General features: G+C 39.7%; 18 protein-coding genes, 1 tRNA gene and 1 pseudogene. 16 read left to right on the top strand and 4 right to left on the bottom strand.

Translation table 11 applies throughout. From position 1 onward, the window contains the following. Positions 1–20: 20 nt before the first annotated feature. From EJ994_RS13945 to EJ994_RS13895, 11 genes and pseudogenes are all read left to right on the top strand, one after another. Entirely contained in the window at positions 21–500 is a 480-nt protein-coding gene (locus EJ994_RS13945; protein ID WP_126593038.1) for a DUF305 domain-containing protein, read from the top strand. Between the two features lie 4 nt (positions 501–504). Continuing rightward, positions 505–1,782: pseudogene (locus tag EJ994_RS13940) on the top strand (efflux RND transporter periplasmic adaptor subunit); the annotation flags it as partial. 100 nt (positions 1,783–1,882) lie between these two features. Then, a complete protein-coding gene (locus tag EJ994_RS13935; protein ID WP_126593036.1) occupies positions 1,883–2,200 on the top strand; it encodes a DUF6660 family protein in 318 nt (105 codons plus the stop codon). Positions 2,201–2,260: 60 nt separating this feature from the next. Then, positions 2,261–4,441: a TonB-dependent receptor gene (locus EJ994_RS13930; RefSeq protein WP_164721471.1), complete on the top strand. Its 2,181-nt coding sequence runs from the start codon at positions 2,261–2,263 to the stop codon at positions 4,439–4,441. An 11-nt stretch (positions 4,442–4,452) separates the two neighbouring features. Next, positions 4,453–4,869: a Fur family transcriptional regulator gene (locus EJ994_RS13925; protein WP_126593035.1), complete on the top strand. Its 417-nt coding sequence runs from the start codon at positions 4,453–4,455 to the stop codon at positions 4,867–4,869. A 44-nt stretch (positions 4,870–4,913) separates the two neighbouring features. Further along, positions 4,914–6,878 carry a heavy metal translocating P-type ATPase gene (locus EJ994_RS13920; protein ID WP_126593034.1) on the top strand — a complete coding sequence of 655 codons (1,965 nt, stop codon included), beginning with the start codon at positions 4,914–4,916 and terminating at the stop codon, positions 6,876–6,878. Between the two features lie 163 nt (positions 6,879–7,041). Beyond that, positions 7,042–7,656, top strand: coding sequence for a class I SAM-dependent methyltransferase (locus tag EJ994_RS13915; protein WP_241240791.1), 615 nt, complete (start codon positions 7,042–7,044; stop codon positions 7,654–7,656). Positions 7,657–7,920: 264 nt separating this feature from the next. Beyond that, the gene (locus EJ994_RS13910) at positions 7,921–8,712 is read left to right on the top strand and encodes a type IV toxin-antitoxin system AbiEi family antitoxin (protein ID WP_126593033.1); all 792 of its coding nucleotides are present in this window, start codon (positions 7,921–7,923) and stop codon (positions 8,710–8,712) included. Continuing rightward, a complete protein-coding gene (locus EJ994_RS13905) occupies positions 8,709–9,497 on the top strand; it encodes a nucleotidyl transferase AbiEii/AbiGii toxin family protein (RefSeq protein WP_126593032.1) in 789 nt (262 codons plus the stop codon). The genes EJ994_RS13910 and EJ994_RS13905 overlap by 4 nt, the downstream gene beginning before the upstream one ends. A gap of 29 nt (positions 9,498–9,526) precedes the next feature. Then, positions 9,527–10,249: a DUF2441 domain-containing protein gene (locus EJ994_RS13900; protein WP_126593031.1), complete on the top strand. Its 723-nt coding sequence runs from the start codon at positions 9,527–9,529 to the stop codon at positions 10,247–10,249. 299 nt (positions 10,250–10,548) lie between these two features. Continuing rightward, a complete protein-coding gene (locus EJ994_RS13895) occupies positions 10,549–11,793 on the top strand; it encodes a hypothetical protein (RefSeq protein ID WP_126593030.1) in 1,245 nt (414 codons plus the stop codon). Here EJ994_RS13895 and EJ994_RS13890 read toward each other — a convergent pair. The 3 genes from EJ994_RS13890 to EJ994_RS13880 form a co-directional block, all read right to left on the bottom strand. After that, entirely contained in the window at positions 11,783–12,556 is a 774-nt protein-coding gene (locus tag EJ994_RS13890; RefSeq protein ID WP_126593029.1) for a hypothetical protein, read from the bottom strand. The genes EJ994_RS13895 and EJ994_RS13890 overlap by 11 nt on opposite strands. A gap of 193 nt (positions 12,557–12,749) precedes the next feature. After that, positions 12,750–12,826 (bottom strand) — tRNA-Ala (locus tag EJ994_RS13885). Positions 12,827–12,876: 50 nt separating this feature from the next. Next, a complete protein-coding gene (locus EJ994_RS13880) occupies positions 12,877–13,674 on the bottom strand; it encodes a universal stress protein (protein ID WP_126593028.1) in 798 nt (265 codons plus the stop codon). Positions 13,675–13,726: 52 nt separating this feature from the next. Between EJ994_RS13880 and EJ994_RS13875 the strand changes: the two genes are divergently transcribed. From EJ994_RS13875 to EJ994_RS13855, 5 genes are all read left to right on the top strand, one after another. Then, entirely contained in the window at positions 13,727–14,224 is a 498-nt protein-coding gene (locus EJ994_RS13875; RefSeq protein WP_126593027.1) for a GNAT family N-acetyltransferase, read from the top strand. A gap of 9 nt (positions 14,225–14,233) precedes the next feature. After that, positions 14,234–15,568, top strand: coding sequence for an MATE family efflux transporter (locus EJ994_RS13870; RefSeq protein ID WP_126593026.1), 1,335 nt, complete (start codon positions 14,234–14,236; stop codon positions 15,566–15,568). 69 nt (positions 15,569–15,637) lie between these two features. Beyond that, on the top strand, positions 15,638–16,405 hold the full coding sequence (locus EJ994_RS13865) for an enoyl-CoA hydratase/isomerase family protein (RefSeq protein ID WP_126593025.1): 768 nt from the start codon (positions 15,638–15,640) through the stop codon (positions 16,403–16,405). 166 nt (positions 16,406–16,571) lie between these two features. Then, positions 16,572–17,000, top strand: a complete 429-nt coding sequence (locus EJ994_RS13860) for a DUF3592 domain-containing protein (protein WP_126593024.1) — start codon at positions 16,572–16,574, stop codon at positions 16,998–17,000. 65 nt (positions 17,001–17,065) lie between these two features. Continuing rightward, positions 17,066–17,518: a 6-pyruvoyl trahydropterin synthase family protein gene (locus EJ994_RS13855; RefSeq protein WP_099573810.1), complete on the top strand. Its 453-nt coding sequence runs from the start codon at positions 17,066–17,068 to the stop codon at positions 17,516–17,518. 181 nt (positions 17,519–17,699) lie between these two features. Here EJ994_RS13855 and EJ994_RS13850 read toward each other — a convergent pair whose 3' ends face one another. Beyond that, positions 17,700–18,149, bottom strand: coding sequence for a ferritin-like domain-containing protein (locus EJ994_RS13850; RefSeq protein WP_126593023.1), 450 nt, complete (start codon positions 18,147–18,149; stop codon positions 17,700–17,702). Between the last annotated feature and the right edge of the window lie 131 nt (positions 18,150–18,280).

The raw sequence follows: 18,280 nt of genomic DNA, 5'->3' as shown, positions 1-18,280 counted from the left end.
ATGAACATAAAACCTAAAAAATGGAAAATTCAAAACAACATTCAAAAGACGGAAACTATAAGACATTCTTCATGATGCTTGCTTGCTCATTTGTAGCGATGTACATTACGATGCATTTAAACACGTATTCCTTAGACCATGTATTTTTTAGCTTGACCCGTTTCTATATGGTTTGCTTGGGCATCGCTGCAATGGCTGTGATAATGTGGTTCTTTATGCGCAAAATGTACAACGACAAAAAGAAGAATATAGGTATACTCGTAGGCAGTTTGGTTCTTTTCTTAGGTGCGTTAGGTTTAGTGAGAGTTCAAGCACCTATCGTTGGCGACGTGCTTTGGATGAAAGCGATGATACCGCATCACTCGATAGCTATATTGACAAGTGAACGCGCCGATATTCAAGATCCAGAGGTTAAGAAATTAGCTGAGGATATTATCAAAGCGCAACGTAAGGAAATTGAGGAAATGAAACAGATGATCGAACGTCTTGAAAACGAATAAAATTATGAACAAAAACATCATTTATATCGCTATTGCAGTACTGGTAGGGCTACTTTGTGGCTGGCTCATTTTTGGTAGTAATTCTAACGATGGAATGAACCCCGAACACGACCACACCCAAGAAATGGAATCGGGCGAAATGTGGACGTGTTCGATGCACCCCCAGATCATGCAGCCTGAACCGGGCGATTGCCCCATTTGTGGCATGGATTTGATTCCCGCGGAATCAAATGATGAGGGCATGGCCATGGGCCAGTTCAAAATGACAAAAAATGCTATGTCGTTGGCAGATATTAGGACTACGACCGTCGGTTCAGGTACTTCAAAAGATAACACCCTCAAACTTTCGGGAACCATAGAAGAAAATGAAAAAGCGGTCGCGACCCAGGCCTCTTATTTTGATGGCCGTATCGAGAAACTGTTTGTCAATTCCGAGGGCGAAGAAGTCCGAAATGGGGAGCAACTCGCTACACTTTATTCCCCCGAATTGGTTTCCGCGCAACAGGAATTGATCACCGCTGCCAGTCTAAAGGAATCGCAACCTGAATTATATAAAGCGGTACGAAACAAATTGAAGCTTTGGAAACTTTCCGAAAAACAGATCGGGCAGATTGAGGCACCGGGCAAGGTACAAGAGAATTTTCCGATTTATGCAAATGTTTCCGGCACGGTATCCGAGATTATGGTCGAGGCCGGGGACTATGTAAAAAAGGGTTCGCCCCTTTTTAAAATAGCCAATTTGGGAACCGTATGGGCCGTTTTCGATGCCTATGAAAATCAGGTTTCCCTTTTGAAGGAAGGGCAGAATATCGATATTGTTACCAAGTCCTATCCCGATAAAAAATTCAATGCCAAGATTTCTTTTATTGACCCAATACTCAATTCCTCCACAAGAACCATCGAAGTCCGTGCCGTTTTGAACAACCTAAACGGGCAATTAAAACCGGGAATGTTCGTAGCGGGTTCGTTGGCTTTGACATCAGATAAAAAGGATGACACCCTAGTAATTCCAGAAAGTGCCGTCCTATGGACCGGCGAACGTTCAGTAGTTTACGTCAAGACCGACCCCAACAGCCCTACTTTTGAGATGCGGGAAATTTCCATTGGAGATGCGGTTAACGGTGGCTACATCGTTCTTTCAGGCTTGGAATACGGCGATGAAATCGTGACCAATGGAACTTTTACCGTTGATGCCGCAGCGCAATTGAAGGGTAAAAAATCTATGATGAACGATGAAGGCGGAAAGACTATGACTGGGCATGAAGGGCATGAGGGGATTGAGTAAATGAAGGAAAAGCATTGTCCAAAAAGCCCCTTATGGGATTATACGAAAAGCTATTCTTTGCAATCCAGTTGCACTGGAAATCGGTTATCTTTGCACTATGAAATTTTTAGCGGTCATACTATCCCTTTATTTTTTGGCACTCAATGTAGTGCCTTGTGGAGATGATGGTCAAATTTCCGATTCGGTTACAACAGAGTTTCAAGTGGATTTCGACCAGAACCAAGAACACGGCGATTGTGAACTTTGCTCGCCTTTTTGTCAGTGCCATTGCTGTCATTCCCATACCCTTGTTTTTGGTTTGGATATTTTTAAACCTATCGAACCCACGATTGCCCAAGAATGTTTTTCCCATTTTGAAAGTGTCAGCGAAGACCTAGTGTTCTCCCTCTTTCAACCCCCACGGATTATTGGCTAATTACCTATGCGATCAAATGATCGTTCTCCTAAAAATTTAGTCAATTCAATTAAAATTAAAATGAATAAATACGGGATAAGCATATGGCTTATGCTTATGTTCTGTGTATTCAGTTATGCACAGAACACTTTGGAAATCAAGATTTTTACAGCAGAAGAAAAAGAGCCATTGCTTGGGGCGACCGTCTATATCGAAAGCCTGAATAAAGGGACAACGACAGATTTTGATGGTGTAGCCTTGTTAGAGGATGTGCCAGATGGCCCATACAATCTTCAAATCTCCTATTTGGGTTTTGAGACATTGCAAACCAATATCATTGTACCTACAAGTGTCGAATTGGTCTTTTATCTTAAGGAAGGTGCCAACGCCCTGGACGAAGTGGTAGTGCAGTCCACAAGAAGTACCCGTACCATAAAAAGAATACCGACCCGAATAGAGTTCATTGGGGTCGAGGAGTTGGGGGAAAAGGCTGTAATGAACCCAACGAACATTTCTATGGTACTGCGGGAAAGTACGGGAATCCAGATGCAGCAAACCTCATTGAGTAGTGCCAATACCAATATTCGGATCCAAGGATTGGACGGTCGTTATACCCAACTCCTAAGGGATGGATTTCCACTATACGGAGGTTTCTCAAGCGGATTGAGCATTTTACAAATACCGCCATTAGATCTGAGGCAGTTTGAAATCGTAAAGGGAAGTTCTTCCACTTTGTACGGTGGCGGTGCCATAGCCGGTTTGGTCAATATGGTATCCAAAACCCCGAATGAAGACCCAGAACTGGATATTATGCTAACACAGACCCAAGCCTTGGGAAGCACCGCCAACGTTTTCTATGGCGAACGAAAAGATAAATGGGGATGGACACTTTACGGCTCTGGTCATTTACAAAAAGTTTTTGACCCAGAGGATGATGGGTTCAGCAACTTACCTCGAACACGTTCCTTAAGTTTTAATCCCAAACTTTTCTATTACCCTTCCGGGAATACCACAATTTGGTTTGGAGTCAACGGAACCTATGATGATAGACAAGGTGGGGATATCACAAAAATTAAGGAGGGCGAGAACGGGATTCATCAATATACCGAAGAGAACCTGTCCAAACGGATTAGCACACAAGCTGTCTTCGAAACCAAGTTGGATTCGACCCAATCCATTTCGGTCAAGAACAGCATCTCTTTTTTTGACAGAAGTCTAGAAATACCTGATTTGTCATTCAAAGGAACACAATGGAACACTTTTACCGAAGCTTCCTATCAGAGACAGGGCCTAAAATCGGATTGGGTGTTGGGGGCCAACCTTTATACCACATCATTTGATGAATTGGATAATCCCTTGGAACGTGACCAGAATGATAATACTTATGGCCTTTTCGCAAATAGTATCCATGACCTTTCAGAGCGATGGATTCTTGAAACAGGCATACGCACCGATTATGCCGAGGATTGGGGATTTTTTCCTTTACCTAGAATCTCATTGTTGTATAAATCCAACACCAATTTTTCAAGCAGATTCGGTGGTGGTCTTGGCTATAAAATACCCGATATTTTTACGGAGGAGGCTGAATTCATCAATTTTAGGGATGTGCTTCCAATCGATAGGGAAAGCTTGAAAGCTGAACGATCCTATGGCCTTAACCTTGATTTCAATTACCGGACGAGACTTTCGGACGAAGTGGGCTTTTCCGTCAACCAATTGTTCTATTTGACTGCTATCAGAAACGGATTGTTGCTCAATTCTTTGGATAGTGGTTTGTTCCAGTTCGAAAATGCAGCCGGGGAAATATTGAGTAAGGGTGCGGAGACGAACATCAAATTTACCTATAAGGATTTTCGATGGTTCCTGAATTATGCCCTTATCGATACAAGATTAAACTATTTGCCGGGCAATCCCCAAAAACCTTTGACCGCTAAGCATAATGCTGGAAGCGTTTTGATGTACGAATCCGAAAAATGGCGTGTCGGTTATGAGACCTATTACACTGGAAAGCAATTGCTCTCCAATGGAACAGAAACTACTGATTTCGTTACCATGGGATTGTTGTTGATGCGTAACTTTAAGTGGGGAAGTACATTCATTAATTTTGAAAATTTCACGGACAGGAGGCAAAGCCGTTTCTCTCCTCTGGTACTGCCACCCCATGAAAACCCTACCTTTCCGGAAATCTATGCCCCAACGGATGGATTTATATTTAGTGTAGGCCTTATTTTGAAACCATTTGGAAACGAAGACAATGATTAATCAACGATACCATGATACAAGCAGATAAATTTATGGAAGAAAAAGGGGTGCGCCCTACAGCAATGCGTTTGTTGGTCTTCCAATTCTTGGCCAGGAGCAATGCTGCCAAAACCTTATCGGACATTGAAAACGCCTTTGCAAAGGCGGACAGGACAACACTATACAGAACCCTTAAGACCTTTGAGGACAAGGCCATTGTCCACCAGATAGATGATGGTACGGGAATGACGAAATATGCATTATGTGAAGAAGGTTGCAACTGTGAACTGGAGCGAGATCTGCACCTGCACTTTCACTGTGGCAATTGCGGTGAAACAGTGTGCCTGACCGAACAGAAAATTCCACATATCAACCTGCCGAAAGGCTTTGTGGCCGAAGATGCGAATTTAGTTTTAAAGGGAGTATGCGACAAGTGTAGCGGACAATAAATGCACTTCCGTTGCATTCTTATTTTTGCATTCTTGCAGTAATTATGAAAAAGAAAAAAGTAAACTTGCAGGACATAGACCCCAAAAAACATCAGGGCGAACATGCACACGATGACGGACATAACCACAGCAGTCCTAAAGAAATTTCAAATTTTAGAACCTATTTGCCAGCTATTTTCAGCTTTGTGATGCTGACAGTAGGGATTGCCGTCGATTACTTTGATGTATTTCCATTTTTCAAAGGATGGATCAGGATTGTATGGTACACGGTGGCCTATATTCCGGTTGGATTTCCCGTGATTAGGGAAGGTTGGAACAGTATCAAGAACGGAGATTTCTTTACCGAGTTCTTCTTGATGTCAATTGCTACTTTGGGTGCATTTGCCATAGGCGAATACCCCGAAGGTGTGGCAGTAATGCTATTTTATGCCGTGGGTGAACTGTTCCAAAGTGCAGCGGTTAATCGTGCGAAGGGAAACATTAAGGCTTTGTTGGACGCACGACCTGATGAAGCGTTGGTTTATCGTGATGGGAATTTTGTTGCGGTCAACCCCGAAACAGTCGAGATTGGAGAAAGGATACAGGTGCGTGTGGGCGAAAAAATTCCCTTGGACGGCATTTTGTTATCCGAAAAGGCATCGCTGAATACAGCCGCAATAACTGGTGAAAGCAAACCCGACACCATTGCAAAAGACGAAAAAGTTTTTGCTGGAAGCATCAACCTCAATGGTGTCATTGAAGTGGAAACCAATAAAAAATTTAAGGACAGTTCCATTGCCCGAATTCTGGATATGGTACAGAATGCGACTGCAAGAAAATCAAAGACAGAATTATTTATACGAAAGTTCGCAAGGATATATACACCAATCGTTGTGTACCTTGCCATTGGCCTGACCCTTCTGCCTTACTTTTTTGTGGACGACTATGTGTTCACGAATTGGCTCTACCGTGCCCTGATATTCCTAGTGATTTCCTGCCCCTGCGCATTGGTCATTTCCATTCCATTAGGATATTTCGGTGGACTTGGTGCGGCATCCCGAAATGGAATATTGTTTAAGGGTGCATCGTTTTTGGATGCCATGACCAAGGTAAATACGGTCGTAATGGACAAGACCGGAACCGTTACGAAAGGGGTTTTTAAAATCAAGGAAATCAATTCCATCACATTTGACGAAGCTGAGTTTATGAAATACCTGATGGCGATGGAAGAACAATCCACCCATCCCATTGCCAAGGCGATACTGGAATATAAAGCGGATGGTTTGGATTATAAGGCTACCGATGTTTCAGAGGTTGCCGGAAAGGGATTAAAGGGAACGGTCAACGGACAAACCGTTTTGGTGGGCAACAAGGCATTGATGACCTCGAAAAACATAGAGGTGCCCATGGAAACGGACAGTATCGTGGAATCCATTGTAATGGTTGCCATTGATGGGAAATTTGCAGGCTATGTGACCATTGCAGATGAACTTAAGGAAGATGCGCACCAGGCCATAAAACAAATTAGGGATGCGGGAATTACAAAAATCATAATGCTTTCTGGCGACAAAGATTCCATTACGCAGCAAGTCTCCAATGAACTAAATATTGATTGGGCGAAAGGCGGATTGTTGCCCGAGGACAAATTGAACGAAGTCGAAGAACTCAAAAAACAACCCAAAACAAAAGTTGCTTTTATAGGCGACGGCATCAATGATGCACCCGTATTGGCTGCGAGTGATGTGGGTATTGCGATGGGAGGTCTGGGCAGCGATGTGGCCATCGAAACTGCGGATGTAATTATCCAGACCGACCAACCGAGCAAGATTGCAAGGGCGATTAAAATTGGACGTTCAACGCGGAGTATCGTATGGCAGAATATCGGTCTGGCTTTCGGGGTAAAAATAATAGTGCTTATTCTGGGTGCAGGTGGCTTGGCAACGATGTGGGAAGCGGTTTTTGCAGATGTGGGCGTGGCGCTTTTGGCTATTTTCAACGCGGTTCGGTTGCAGCGGATGAAGTGGCAATAGACCACTAATATAAAAAGACCTTTGAAATTGCAGCCCTGTATAATGGTTGTTTTATGGACCACCTTCATTATAAAACTTAAATTATTGGTATTATCAACAAAATTTCAAGATACCTACCAGCACACATATTATGGCGTTACATGCAAGCTGAACGAAAATCACGATGGCAACAAAAATGAACGGAACAAAAAAGGAGCAGGAAAAGGCAATCCGCTACTACGATAAGATTTCGAAAATCTATGATTATATCTCAAATTGGTACTACAAAAACGCTAGAAAATATGCGATTGAGGAACTTGAATTAAAAAAAGGACAAACTGTATTGAACTTACCTTGCGGAACCGGAGTGAATTTCAAATATTTTCAGAGCTATCTGGAAAATTCGGGACTGATTATAGGAATTGACCTATCCGGCGGAATGCTCGACCAAGCAAAACGGAAAACCGAAAAAAACAGATGGACAAATATTGATCTGGAATTGTATAACGCAACCAAGATAGACCAAAATTGGCTTGTTAAATATTCGGAGCGAAAAGGACAAATTAAAATCGACGCCATTTTTTGCGACCTTGGACTTTCAGGATTACCAGAATGGCGGAACATAATCGATAACATGGTGTCAATGTTAAGCCCAAAGGGTAGAATCGTGATTTTGGACTGGTATCTTGAAAAACCAAGTTTAAGAGGCCAATTTGTCAAATGGATTGGAAAAGGAGAAGTGGACAGACCAATTTGGCAATATTTAAAAGACCAAAGTCTCGGATTTCAAAGTAGATGATTCTTTCAACCGTGGCGGTGTTTTCGTCGCTTCAGGAACAAAGCAGGATGGAAAAGCCAGCATGTAACATAGTATCCTCAGGAGTTTTTCGCGTCTTTCAATAAATTGACCCTCAATATTTTCTATAAAAGCATCCGTTCCGTGAATCACTTTTATTGATTCTGTCTATTTACTTAAATTATATAATTAATAGAAGTGTAAATTTTGTAGTATTTATTTTAGTGTTATACCTTTTTTCGGTATATTGCTCAAATAATTACTACAATGACGGTTGCCGAATACATTAAAAAACTCTTGTCCGTAGAGGAATATGCCTTCTCTATGGATGAGCTGTTGCAGGAAACCGACAAGGGGAAAACTGCAATTCTAAGGGAATTGGCTCGCCTTATAGAAAAGAAGGAAGTCTTTAACCTCCGGCAGAATTTCTATGTCATATTTACGCCAAGGTATTCCAATCTGGGAAAGTTGCCTATAAATCTCTATATCCATAAACTTTTTGTATTCCTCGAACGCAGCTACTATTTGGGTTTTTATAGTGCGGCAAAGGTCTATGGTGCAAGCCATCAACAAATTCAACGGGACTATGTAATGACACAAGCACCAAAACCTTTGGACATACAAAAACCGCCATTCGATATCCGATTTTTAACCACGTCGGCATGGCCGAAAAAAAACATCCTTTTCGAAAAGTCGGATGCCGGAGTTTATCAAATTTCAAGTCCCGCTTTAACGCTGCTCGACCTTGTTCATTATCAGAATAAATTAGGAGGACTTAATCGGATGCTTTCCACAATAGAAGAATTATTGGAAGCGGTTACCGCAGACGACTTGACCGATTTGTTGAACTGGTATAGCCAAAAAGCTACACTACAACGTTTGGGATTTTTAATTTCCGAAATAGATGCAGATAATAGTTTATGCGAACAGATTTTTGAAGACTTGGCAAAACAAAAAATATATCCCGTATTGTTACAGCCCAATTCAAAACAACGTCCGGGCGCAGTAGATAACAAATGGAAAGTCGATGTTAATCTAAAATTGGAGAGCGACTTATGATTCCAAAACCATACATAGCACAATGGCGCGAATATGCCCCATGGAAAGAATTTGCCCAGGTCGAACAAGATTTGGTCATTAGTAGAGCTTTGGTGGCAATTTTCTCAGATGATTTTTTAAATGAAAATCTAGCGTTTAGGGGCGGTACCGCATTGCACAAACTTTATCTTAATCCCGCACCACGATATTCTGAGGATATCGACCTAGTACAGATCAAAGAGGGGCCAATAAAACCAATTATGAAGCGTATCGGCGAAGTAATAGATTTCTTTGAACAAGATCGGCGAACCCAAGTAAAGGGCCATGGTGCAAAGATACTTTACCGCTTCACTTCGGAATATGAAGAAGAACCCCGAAGGCTAAAGCTGGAAATCAATTGCAAGGAACACTTCAATGTATTGCCTTGGGTAGAATTCCCATTTGAAGTAAAAAGTGAGTGGTTTTCAGGAAGTGCTTCCATCAGGACTTATAACATCAATGAATTACTAGGCACCAAATTGAGGGCATTATACCAACGTAGCAAAGGGCGAGACCTCTTCGATTTAGACTATGCCAGATTGCATCTGGAATTAGACCATGAACTAATTCTAAAATGCTTCAATGAATACATGTCTTTTTCCGTAGGCAAGCCGCCAAGCAAAAAGGAGTTCTTGTTGAATATTGAGGAAAAAGAAAAAGACCCAAATTTTATCGGGGATATGGAGGCTTTATTGAGGCCTGAAATCAAGTATGATCAAGAGGCTGCTTTTGGGTGGTTAAAATCCATATTAATAACGGAATTCTAAAGGAATCATATGATATATCTTGCCTGATTATGCTCAAACAATCTTTTTATTCCTTAAAAGCGAAAGAATTCATTTATTTTATTGACTTAGATGAGCCTCTAGTATGTTTTAATCTTATAAATACGAATCAACTTACATCACCTTTAATAGCACATTATCATACCTTCAAGAATGAGGAATATCCACTTTACAACGCTAACCCAGATAGTCTTTTAACAGATTTGGATTCAACGAAACTTGGGTTTGTTGGGCCAAGATTTCAATATGTTGCCTTATCGAACTGGGCAAGAAACGGCCTCAAAATTGGATTAGGCATCACCAACACTAAACTCTATTCAGATACGGATATTGAAAAAATTCATAGGATTGCAGAGCTTGAAATAGAATTTGAAAAAATAAGAAGATTGATTGATTCTAACCTCCCTAGTAGGTTCACTTGTTTATTTCTTGCCGAAGACAATATCGATGGTAGAACCATGCTCAAAAACATGTTTTCTAATCGAAAAAATTTCCGCATTGCACCAGTAGAAGTTGATTTTATCAAAGTGCACAAGGCAGACTCAAAGTGGATTGATGCCTATGAGCGCAATAAAAATATCCATTTAATAAAAAGTTATTGGAAAGGTGAAAATTATGATGCAAATCCACAATACGAATATTTGGTGGATGGTATTGTTAAGTTGAAAAAAGCTGAAGATCAAAAATATATTGTCGAGAACTTTGATACACGGCCGTATTACCACAAGTCTTGATTTAAAAGGTTCTGATGGTAGTACTTCCAATAAACCTGAATTACAGAAGTAAGTTCATATTTTAGATTTCGCCTACCCTTCCTTTTCCAATCAAACAGGTTCTTATGTATTCTTACCCAACTAGTAGATTTGCACAATACCAAGGCGACTTCTTTTGTTGATAGGTGTTTTTCCAATAGGCGGATTCTATGCAGAGGATATTCCATGAGAACAAGGTTTTATCGAAACCAATTGACTAAATTAAGGTCTTAATATAACCAAATACCATTATATTATTAGATGAAAAGCTAGGGCATAACATGCAAAACGAAGAGTTAGAAAATTATTTCAAGAGTGATAAATCCGAGTGGTATGCTACCAATGCCAAAGGGGAAAAGAAGTGGGACAAAAATAAGGTTGCTGAATTTTGGAGGCGTATCCGCGAGTATAAAATAGATAAAAAAGATTTCGAATTCATTGGATATGTCTTTCCCGAATTCGAGGAGGATTACTTTGCAAGAAAAAGGAATGATCCCAAAAAAAAAGATGTTAATTTTTGGAAGGAAGGTGAGCTTTCCGAATTTAAAGAATCTATTTATTTTGACTACTCTACTTTTTTAGGTTTCATAGATTTCAAATTTGTAGCCTTCTTTAATACCGCGAGTTTTTTGGGGGTCAAATTCTTATCTGAATCCAACTTTAATTTTGCATTATTTAAAGGAAGTGCCATTTTCAGTAGATGTGGGTTTTTTAATGATACTTTCTTTTATAAAACGACATTTAAGGATGAAACCTACTTTTATAGGTCTAGTTTTCAATCGGATGCCAACTTCATTGATACTAATTTTAAAAAGTGTGTTTTTAAAAGAATCATCGTTGGGGATAATGAAGTATTATTTGAAAACATAGAATCTACTCCCAATAATATTTTGATATTTATTGATTTTGCATTCAAAAACAATATCATGTTTAGGCAATGTAATATGAAGGCAATTTCATTTTATAAATGTGATATTCAAGACGCTGCTTTTTTAAACTGTAATTGGCAAGGTAATGACCGCATTATTCTAAGAGAAGAATTCTATTTAAGGGAAGCTAATATTTACCTTGACGATGATGTAAATTATAGCCTCGGTGACTTGGAATATAATTACCGCCAGTTAAAAAAGAACTTTGACAATAGTAAAAACTGGGAACTTTCAGGTTTTGCCTATGTAAGTGAAATGAAAATAAGGCAACAAAGCCTTTGGAATGAAAGAGATTATTTCCAATGGTTTATTTATTGGTTTTATGGTTTTTTTGGAGGGTATACACAGAGCTTCAAACGGCCTCTAGTAAGTCTGATTTGTTTAATTTGTACTTTTAGCATAATCTATTACTTTATAGATTTTAACCTATTGAAAGCAATCCAAAGAGGTGTTAAAGGAGCGATGCCATTTACAATTATTGATACACAAAACCCATTTAACGGCTATTGGTTAATCGCTCGTAATGTAGAGTTCCTAATCGGTGGTACCTTAATAACTTTCTTTGTGATGGCTCTTCGCAAAAGATTTAAGCAATAGGTAAATTAAGTTTGAAATTCCCCATTTGTATATTCGATTTCCTTGCTTCATCCAGGGATGTTTTTTTTAAGGCCGATATACTTGTTTGAAAGTTTTTTGCAGTAGTAAGTTGTCTTTGTCTTAATGCGATAATGTTGTTGATAAGATGTGTAACGTAGATTGTTAGGGCAATGTCTTTTTTATAATCAAGTGGTTTTGCATGGATTGTCCTTTCACTCTTGTTTTCAGTTAAAAAGCTTATGGATTCACTCATGTCAATTTCGAGTCCTTTTCCAGTTTTAGGGTCTTTAAAGGACATTGTATTAAAAAAAGGAACAACCCTCAATCCATGTTTGTAGGCATTAAGTTCATCCCGATTTTCGTTTATCTCCTTTCCAAAGAATTTTAAAGCTTCAGATATAGCATCAACACTCTCAACAATTTCTTTCTCATGTTCCGTTTCAAAGAGTCCATCATAAAAAATATAGCGAAGGGCAGTACAGCTTTTACCTCCGGTATAATTAACTTGGTCTTTTAAAATATCAAATCTGCTCTCCCTATTATTAACATATTCCCTGAGTTCAGAATAATATTGTTTCCCACTTGACAGGGTAGAAACAATTTCTTTGTCTCTAAGGTTTCCTTTTTTATCTGGTAACAAAGCAAATACTAACTCAAATAGAGTATCAACTGCCATCAAATAAGTCAGACGGACATCAATCTTTATTGCTCTCTTATAAGATTTTTCATCATAGCCAACGATATCTTTGCATAACTTTTCCATCGCTTTAGAACTTCTACTCAGAAGGAACTCATTATTTGATTGCTTATAATCAAAATAATTCACTTGAAAATGGTCATAAAACTGCTTAGCTGTGTACATAGCCCTTTAAAGAAAACACATTAAAAACCGCGTGCAATCTGCGTGCAACGCTAAATTAAAAAAGCTTCCAATTTCTTGGAAGCCCCGTCATACTTGGTGGAGAATACCGGAGTCGAACCGGTGACCTCTTGCCTGCCAGGCAAGCGCTCTAGCCAACTGAGCTAATCCCCCTTTTCACCGCGGCAAAGGAAATACTTTTTAACATGCTATCAAAATCCTGATTAGTCTTTCTTAGAACTCAAGATAAGTACCGGCACTGGAGCCGAAAACTCCGCTTTTAAAATTGTGCTCTTTTCCCATAGCTTCTTGAAAAAGCCTCGCTTACGTCTAAATACGCATAGTAAGTCGGGATGTTTCGACTGAAAATGTTCTAAAACACCTTGATATGTAGTGGCGTTCTCCGTAATCGTGAGCTGGGAGCTAATATCCATGAGGGCCGTATTTACCATTAAATCTTCATCGGAATAGCCTGGGGTCTTTACCAGCAATAGATTTACCTTGGCCCTGTGCTTATTGGTTATGGTAACCAATGGGTCTATGGTTCTCTTCCTTTTCAAAATACCCGATTTAAAGGCCACCAATACATTTTTAAAAGGAACGTACGTTGTTCCCCTCGGCACTACCAATGTGGGTATATCCGTTTGTTTTATTATTCTACCTGAAGTATATCCTAGAAACAATTCTTCCTGTATGTCATGACTTCTAGGAGCCAAAACTATTAAATCTATACCTAGCTCCTTATCTATTTCATTTAAGCCGTCTACGAGCTCCCCATTATAGGAAGCAATTTTAATATCAGTTTGTTTCGCATCAATTTGAGCGATTACCTCTTTTAAACGCTCTTTACTACTTTCCGCAATTTTCTCCGAAACGTTAGCAAGCGTGCCCGTTTTTGATTTTGCGTTGAAAACCTCCATCACAAAGACCTTCGCTCCAAAATCTGAAGCAAAATCTACAGCGTACTGTAAAGTGTGGTGCGCATCGGTAGAATTACCTATAGGAACTAGAATATTAGTCATAATACAATTGTTGATTATTCCCCTAAATTTACAATTAAAACAAATCCGTTTTATGATTCAACATGCAAAGATATCCGAAATTCCGGATATTCTTGAATTAACAACCGCTTGTAGATTGCATATGGAGTCCAAAGCCATATTTCAATGGACTACTACTTATCCCAGTAGCGCCCAATTCCTAGTCGATTGCAAACGTAATGAACTTTATGTTGTAAAGGAAGAAGGTAACCTTATTGGTTGCATCGTCATTTCTTCGGTGATGGACAAAGCGTACGAAAATGTAAAATGGCTAACCAAAAATAACAACATCTATATTCATAGACTTGCGGTGCACCCGTCTCAGCAAGGAAAAGGCTTTGCGCAAAGATTAATGAATTTTGCCGAAGAATATGCCCGTACCAACAATTATGTATCCGTTCGTTTAGATACCTTTGGCCAGAATAAACGAAATCAAAAATTTTATGAAACAAGGGGCTATCAAAAATTGGAGGCTATTTATTATCCAAATCAGAGCAAGTATCCCTTTTACTGTTACGAACTAGTTCTTTAATTTTATTTTTTGAAGACCGCCATCAACTTTAAATCGATAAACAAACTTGCCATTCCTGCAACCATAGCAGGGATTGCGGAACCTTTGCTATCAATAACGGATACTGCCATTGTGGGTAACATTCCCGTTGACGGTATTGAATCTTTGGCCGCAGCCGGAATCGTTGGTTCATTTCTTTCCATGTTGATATGGATTCTAGGACAGACCCGTAGTGCCATCTCCGCTATTATTTCCCAGTATCTGGGGGCGGGAAAATTAGCGGAAGTAAAAACATTGCCGGCACAAGCCATTTTTCTTAATATAGGGCTTAGCATTCTGATCCTACTTTCTACCATCTTTATTGTTGAAGAAATTTTTCAGCTTTTAAATGCCACTGGAAAAATTTTACAATACTGTATCAGCTATTATTCCATTAGGGTTTGGGGTTTTCCGTTGACACTTTTTGTATTTGCCGTCATGGGTATTTTCAGAGGGCTTCAAAATACGTTTTGGCCCATGGTCATTGCTATTACGGGGGCCGTTTTAAATGTAATCTTAGATGTAATTCTAGTCTACGGAATAGACGGTATAGTAGAACCGCTATATTTAGACGGTGCGGCCTACGCTAGTTTAATTGCCCAAGCGGTTATGGCCATCATGGCTTTTGTGCTGTTGCTTACTAAAACCGATATGAGTCTTAAACTTAAACTTCCCATCCATCCAGAACTGGGGCGCTTGGTGGTCATGAGCTTAAATCTCTTCGTTAGGGCCATTGCCTTGAATACCGCGCTCATCCTGGCCGTGAGGGAAGCTACCGCTCTGGGTGATGCCTATATTGGCGCCCACACCATAGCCATAAACATTTGGCTATTTTCCGCTTTCTTCATTGATGGTTATGGCGCTGCGGGCAATATTATGGGAGGAAGACTTTTGGGGGCCAAGGACTATAACGGATTGTGGTACCTGGCAAAGAAAATAACCCAGTACGGATTATGGGTAAGTCTAGTTTTAATGGTACTTGGGTTTGTATTTTATTATCCCATCGGTAGTCTCTTTTCCAAAGAAACACTTGTCCTAAATACCTTCTACACCATATTTTTTATCGTTATCCTTGGGCTTCCCATGAATACCTTGGCTTTTGTTTTAGATGGATTATTCAAAGGGTTGGGGGAAATGAAATACTTGAGAAATACACTACTGTCCGCAACGTTCTTAGGTTTTGTCCCTGCACTTTTTATAGGAAAATATCTTGGATGGGATTTAACGGGAATATGGATTTCTTTTACAATATGGATGCTGATAAGAGGGGGTGCACTGGTTTGGAAGTTCAGAAAAAAGTTTCGGCCCTTATTACAAAACACCTAATTTTGAAAAGGGTAAGGCCTATTTTAAATAGGTTACCGAACATACGGAATAACATCTTAATTTGAACATATGGGAACCGATAGGAAGAGTGGAAGTCTTTATACCAAAATAGATGGTAAGGTCGCTATCGTGGAGTTTGGACATCCGGCTAGTAATTCATTTACTTCTGAACTATTAGGTCGTCTAACGGCGGAACTAGATAAGCTTTCACAGCATAGTACCGTTTCAGTGATTCTTTTAAAATCGGAGGGGGATAGGGCCTTTTGCGCCGGGGCATCATTCGACGAACTTATGGCGGTCGCTACTTTGGAGGACGGGAAAACCTTTTTCAGCGGCTTCGCAAATGTCATCAATGCGATGCGTAATTGTTCTAAGGTCATTGTGGGGCGGGTTCAAGGCAAAACTGTTGGCGGCGGAGTAGGTCTAGCCGCTGCCTGTGATTATGTTTTTGCTACGGAAGCTTCTGCCATACGCCTTTCCGAACTCTCCATCGGTATTGCCCCATTGGTCATTGCACCGGCAGTAGAAAGAAAAATAGGTGTTGCAGCAATTTCTGAGCTGAGCCTTGCCCCTACGGAGTGGAAAAATGCTTACTGGGCCAAAGAAAAAGGGCTGTTTTCAAAAGTATTCGACGATATTAACGAAATGGATAAAGAATTAGATTTCTTTACACAGAAATTATCGGAATATAACCCAGAGGCGTTAACGGAGTTAAAAAAAGTGCTATGGAGAGATACATCCCATTGGGATAAACTACTTCTGGAACGCGCAGCTTTAACAGGCAAATTAGCGCTTTCCGATTTTACCATAAAAGCTATATCAAAGTTCAAGAAATAGTGCAATAACAGTTATCAATTTTCGTTCTAGTGTTAAATTTATTCATAATGGAGTTTTTCAATTTTTTAAACGGCGACCTTGTCTTTCCAATTTTGGCTTTGTTCGTTGTGGTTATCTATTTTGTAAATAGAGTAAGGACCCGCCGCAAGTTCAAGCGCTAAAAAAGATGTCCAAGAACAAAACTATGCTGTGGGTCATCTTTTATACTTTTCTCTTTCTTATAGGAGCATTCCTAGCTTATGGTGCATTTAACCAATTTCAGAAAACTCGAAATCTACTGGAAAAGGGAATAAAAACTACAGCTGTGGTTACAGAGTTCTCTACGCATCGGAGCGATAGTAGCACCATGTATACACCTGTTTTTGAGTTCACGGACAGGTCACAGAACAAACAAACGTTTAAAAGTGGTATAAGTTCTAGCCCTCCTGCTTATGAAATAGGAGAAAAAGTACAACTTATATATGATAGAACCAATCCAAAGAAAGCAAGGACCGTCTCTTTCTGGGGATTGTATCGATGGTCTGTTATCCTATTAATGATCGCGGCTCCTTTTCTAATTATTGGTGGCTCCTATTTATTATATAGCAGTAGCTAAGCATTATTATTTAAACACGGACCCTTATCTAAGAATTCCTACCTTTGCCAGCTAATTGTATCGTAATGTCAACTATTAGAATCACCAAACAATTCAATTTTGAAACGGGTCATGCCCTTTATGGCTACGACGGTAAATGTAGAAATGTACATGGCCATAGTTATAAGCTTTCTGTAACGGTAATAGGCACACCTATTACGGATACCGCCCATGTGAAATTAGGGATGGTCATAGATTTTGGTGATTTAAAGAAAATAGTCAAAGAGGAAATTGTAAATAAGTTTGATCACGCCACGGTCTTTAATAAAAACACACCTCATGTTGAATTGGCCAAGGAACTGACCGATAGGGGACATAACGTTATTTTAGCGGATTACCAGCCCACCAGTGAAAATATGGTCATAGATTTTGCAGCCAAAATAACGGCTCGCCTTCCAGAAAACATAAAGTTATTTTCCTTAAAATTACAGGAGACCGAAACCTCTTTTGCGGAGTGGTTTGCCAGCGATAACCAGTAAATGACTCGGGGGCGAGCCTACAATGTATTAAAAGGAAAGCTCATATTTTATTTGGACACAGTCGCCGGAACATGATAAATGTAGCTTTTCATACATAATCACTTTACGTAATAGAATAAAAAAATCGGAGCCACAAAAGCCCCGATTTTTTTAATTTCATCATATAATAAACATATGAGGCCTATGCTATCTCCTCTAGGATTTTAGAGGTTTCCAAATCGTTTTGTATGGCATCCCTTTGTTCTCTAATAATTTCCTTCACCCTATGAGGTATCATTGTTTCTGCCAACATTTCATTGTATTCTGAAATGGCAGATTTGTCTCCCCGTACAGCTTCCTCTAACATGGCTTCATCATTGTCTCCGGAGAAAAAAGCTTTTACGTCCATCCAGGTCCTATGAATACTTCCTTTTGCAGTGCCATCGTCGGCATTTTCGGTTTTAAGTTCTGGAACAGCATTGTGCAGTGTTTTTACGAACAGTCTTCGTTGGTCCGCTCGCTTTTCAAAATAAGCTTTGATTCCTATTTCCTTCGCATTTTCAGAAGCCTTTTCAAAGCCCTTTACGGAATCTTCGTTTTTCTCGATTATCGCTTTAATCTTGTTCTCAATTGTCTTAATATCGTTATTCATATGTCTAATTTTAATGCGGTAACTATATGCCTACCGTTTAGCTCTCATAATATATTGCTCAACTCATCATTTGTTTTGCTCTTTAGAAATGAAAGTTGACGCTTTTAATAGCACAAAAGACTATTCCGTTA

This window comes from Maribacter sp. MJ134 (assembly GCF_003970695.1).
Taxonomy (GTDB): Bacteria; Bacteroidota; Bacteroidia; order Flavobacteriales; family Flavobacteriaceae; genus Maribacter.
This window is presented reverse-complemented; position numbering and strand designations above follow the sequence as displayed.

Excerpts from the sequence above, each read along its gene's own strand:
- EJ994_RS13945 (WP_126593038.1), top strand. The coding sequence starts at position 21 with ATGGAAAATTCAAAACAACATTCAAAAGACGGAAACTATAAGACATTC.
- EJ994_RS13890 (WP_126593029.1), bottom strand. The coding sequence starts at position 12,556 with ATGGAAAAGTTATGCAAAGATATCGTTGGCTATGATGAAAAATCTTAT.
- EJ994_RS13925 (WP_126593035.1), top strand. The coding sequence starts at position 4,453 with ATGATACAAGCAGATAAATTTATGGAAGAAAAAGGGGTGCGCCCTACA.
- EJ994_RS13895 (WP_126593030.1), top strand. The coding sequence starts at position 10,549 with ATGCAAAACGAAGAGTTAGAAAATTATTTCAAGAGTGATAAATCCGAG.
- EJ994_RS13930 (WP_164721471.1), top strand. The coding sequence starts at position 2,261 with ATGAATAAATACGGGATAAGCATATGGCTTATGCTTATGTTCTGTGTA.
- EJ994_RS13875 (WP_126593027.1), top strand. The coding sequence starts at position 13,727 with ATGATTCAACATGCAAAGATATCCGAAATTCCGGATATTCTTGAATTA.
- EJ994_RS13910 (WP_126593033.1), top strand. The coding sequence starts at position 7,921 with ATGACGGTTGCCGAATACATTAAAAAACTCTTGTCCGTAGAGGAATAT.
- EJ994_RS13920 (WP_126593034.1), top strand. The coding sequence starts at position 4,914 with ATGAAAAAGAAAAAAGTAAACTTGCAGGACATAGACCCCAAAAAACAT.
- EJ994_RS13915 (WP_241240791.1), top strand. The coding sequence starts at position 7,042 with ATGGCAACAAAAATGAACGGAACAAAAAAGGAGCAGGAAAAGGCAATC.
- EJ994_RS13905 (WP_126593032.1), top strand. The coding sequence starts at position 8,709 with ATGATTCCAAAACCATACATAGCACAATGGCGCGAATATGCCCCATGG.
- EJ994_RS13900 (WP_126593031.1), top strand. The coding sequence starts at position 9,527 with ATGCTCAAACAATCTTTTTATTCCTTAAAAGCGAAAGAATTCATTTAT.
- EJ994_RS13860 (WP_126593024.1), top strand. The coding sequence starts at position 16,572 with ATGTCCAAGAACAAAACTATGCTGTGGGTCATCTTTTATACTTTTCTC.
- EJ994_RS13865 (WP_126593025.1), top strand. The coding sequence starts at position 15,638 with ATGGGAACCGATAGGAAGAGTGGAAGTCTTTATACCAAAATAGATGGT.
- EJ994_RS13935 (WP_126593036.1), top strand. The coding sequence starts at position 1,883 with ATGAAATTTTTAGCGGTCATACTATCCCTTTATTTTTTGGCACTCAAT.
- EJ994_RS13855 (WP_099573810.1), top strand. The coding sequence starts at position 17,066 with ATGTCAACTATTAGAATCACCAAACAATTCAATTTTGAAACGGGTCAT.
- EJ994_RS13850 (WP_126593023.1), bottom strand. The coding sequence starts at position 18,149 with ATGAATAACGATATTAAGACAATTGAGAACAAGATTAAAGCGATAATC.
- EJ994_RS13880 (WP_126593028.1), bottom strand. The coding sequence starts at position 13,674 with ATGACTAATATTCTAGTTCCTATAGGTAATTCTACCGATGCGCACCAC.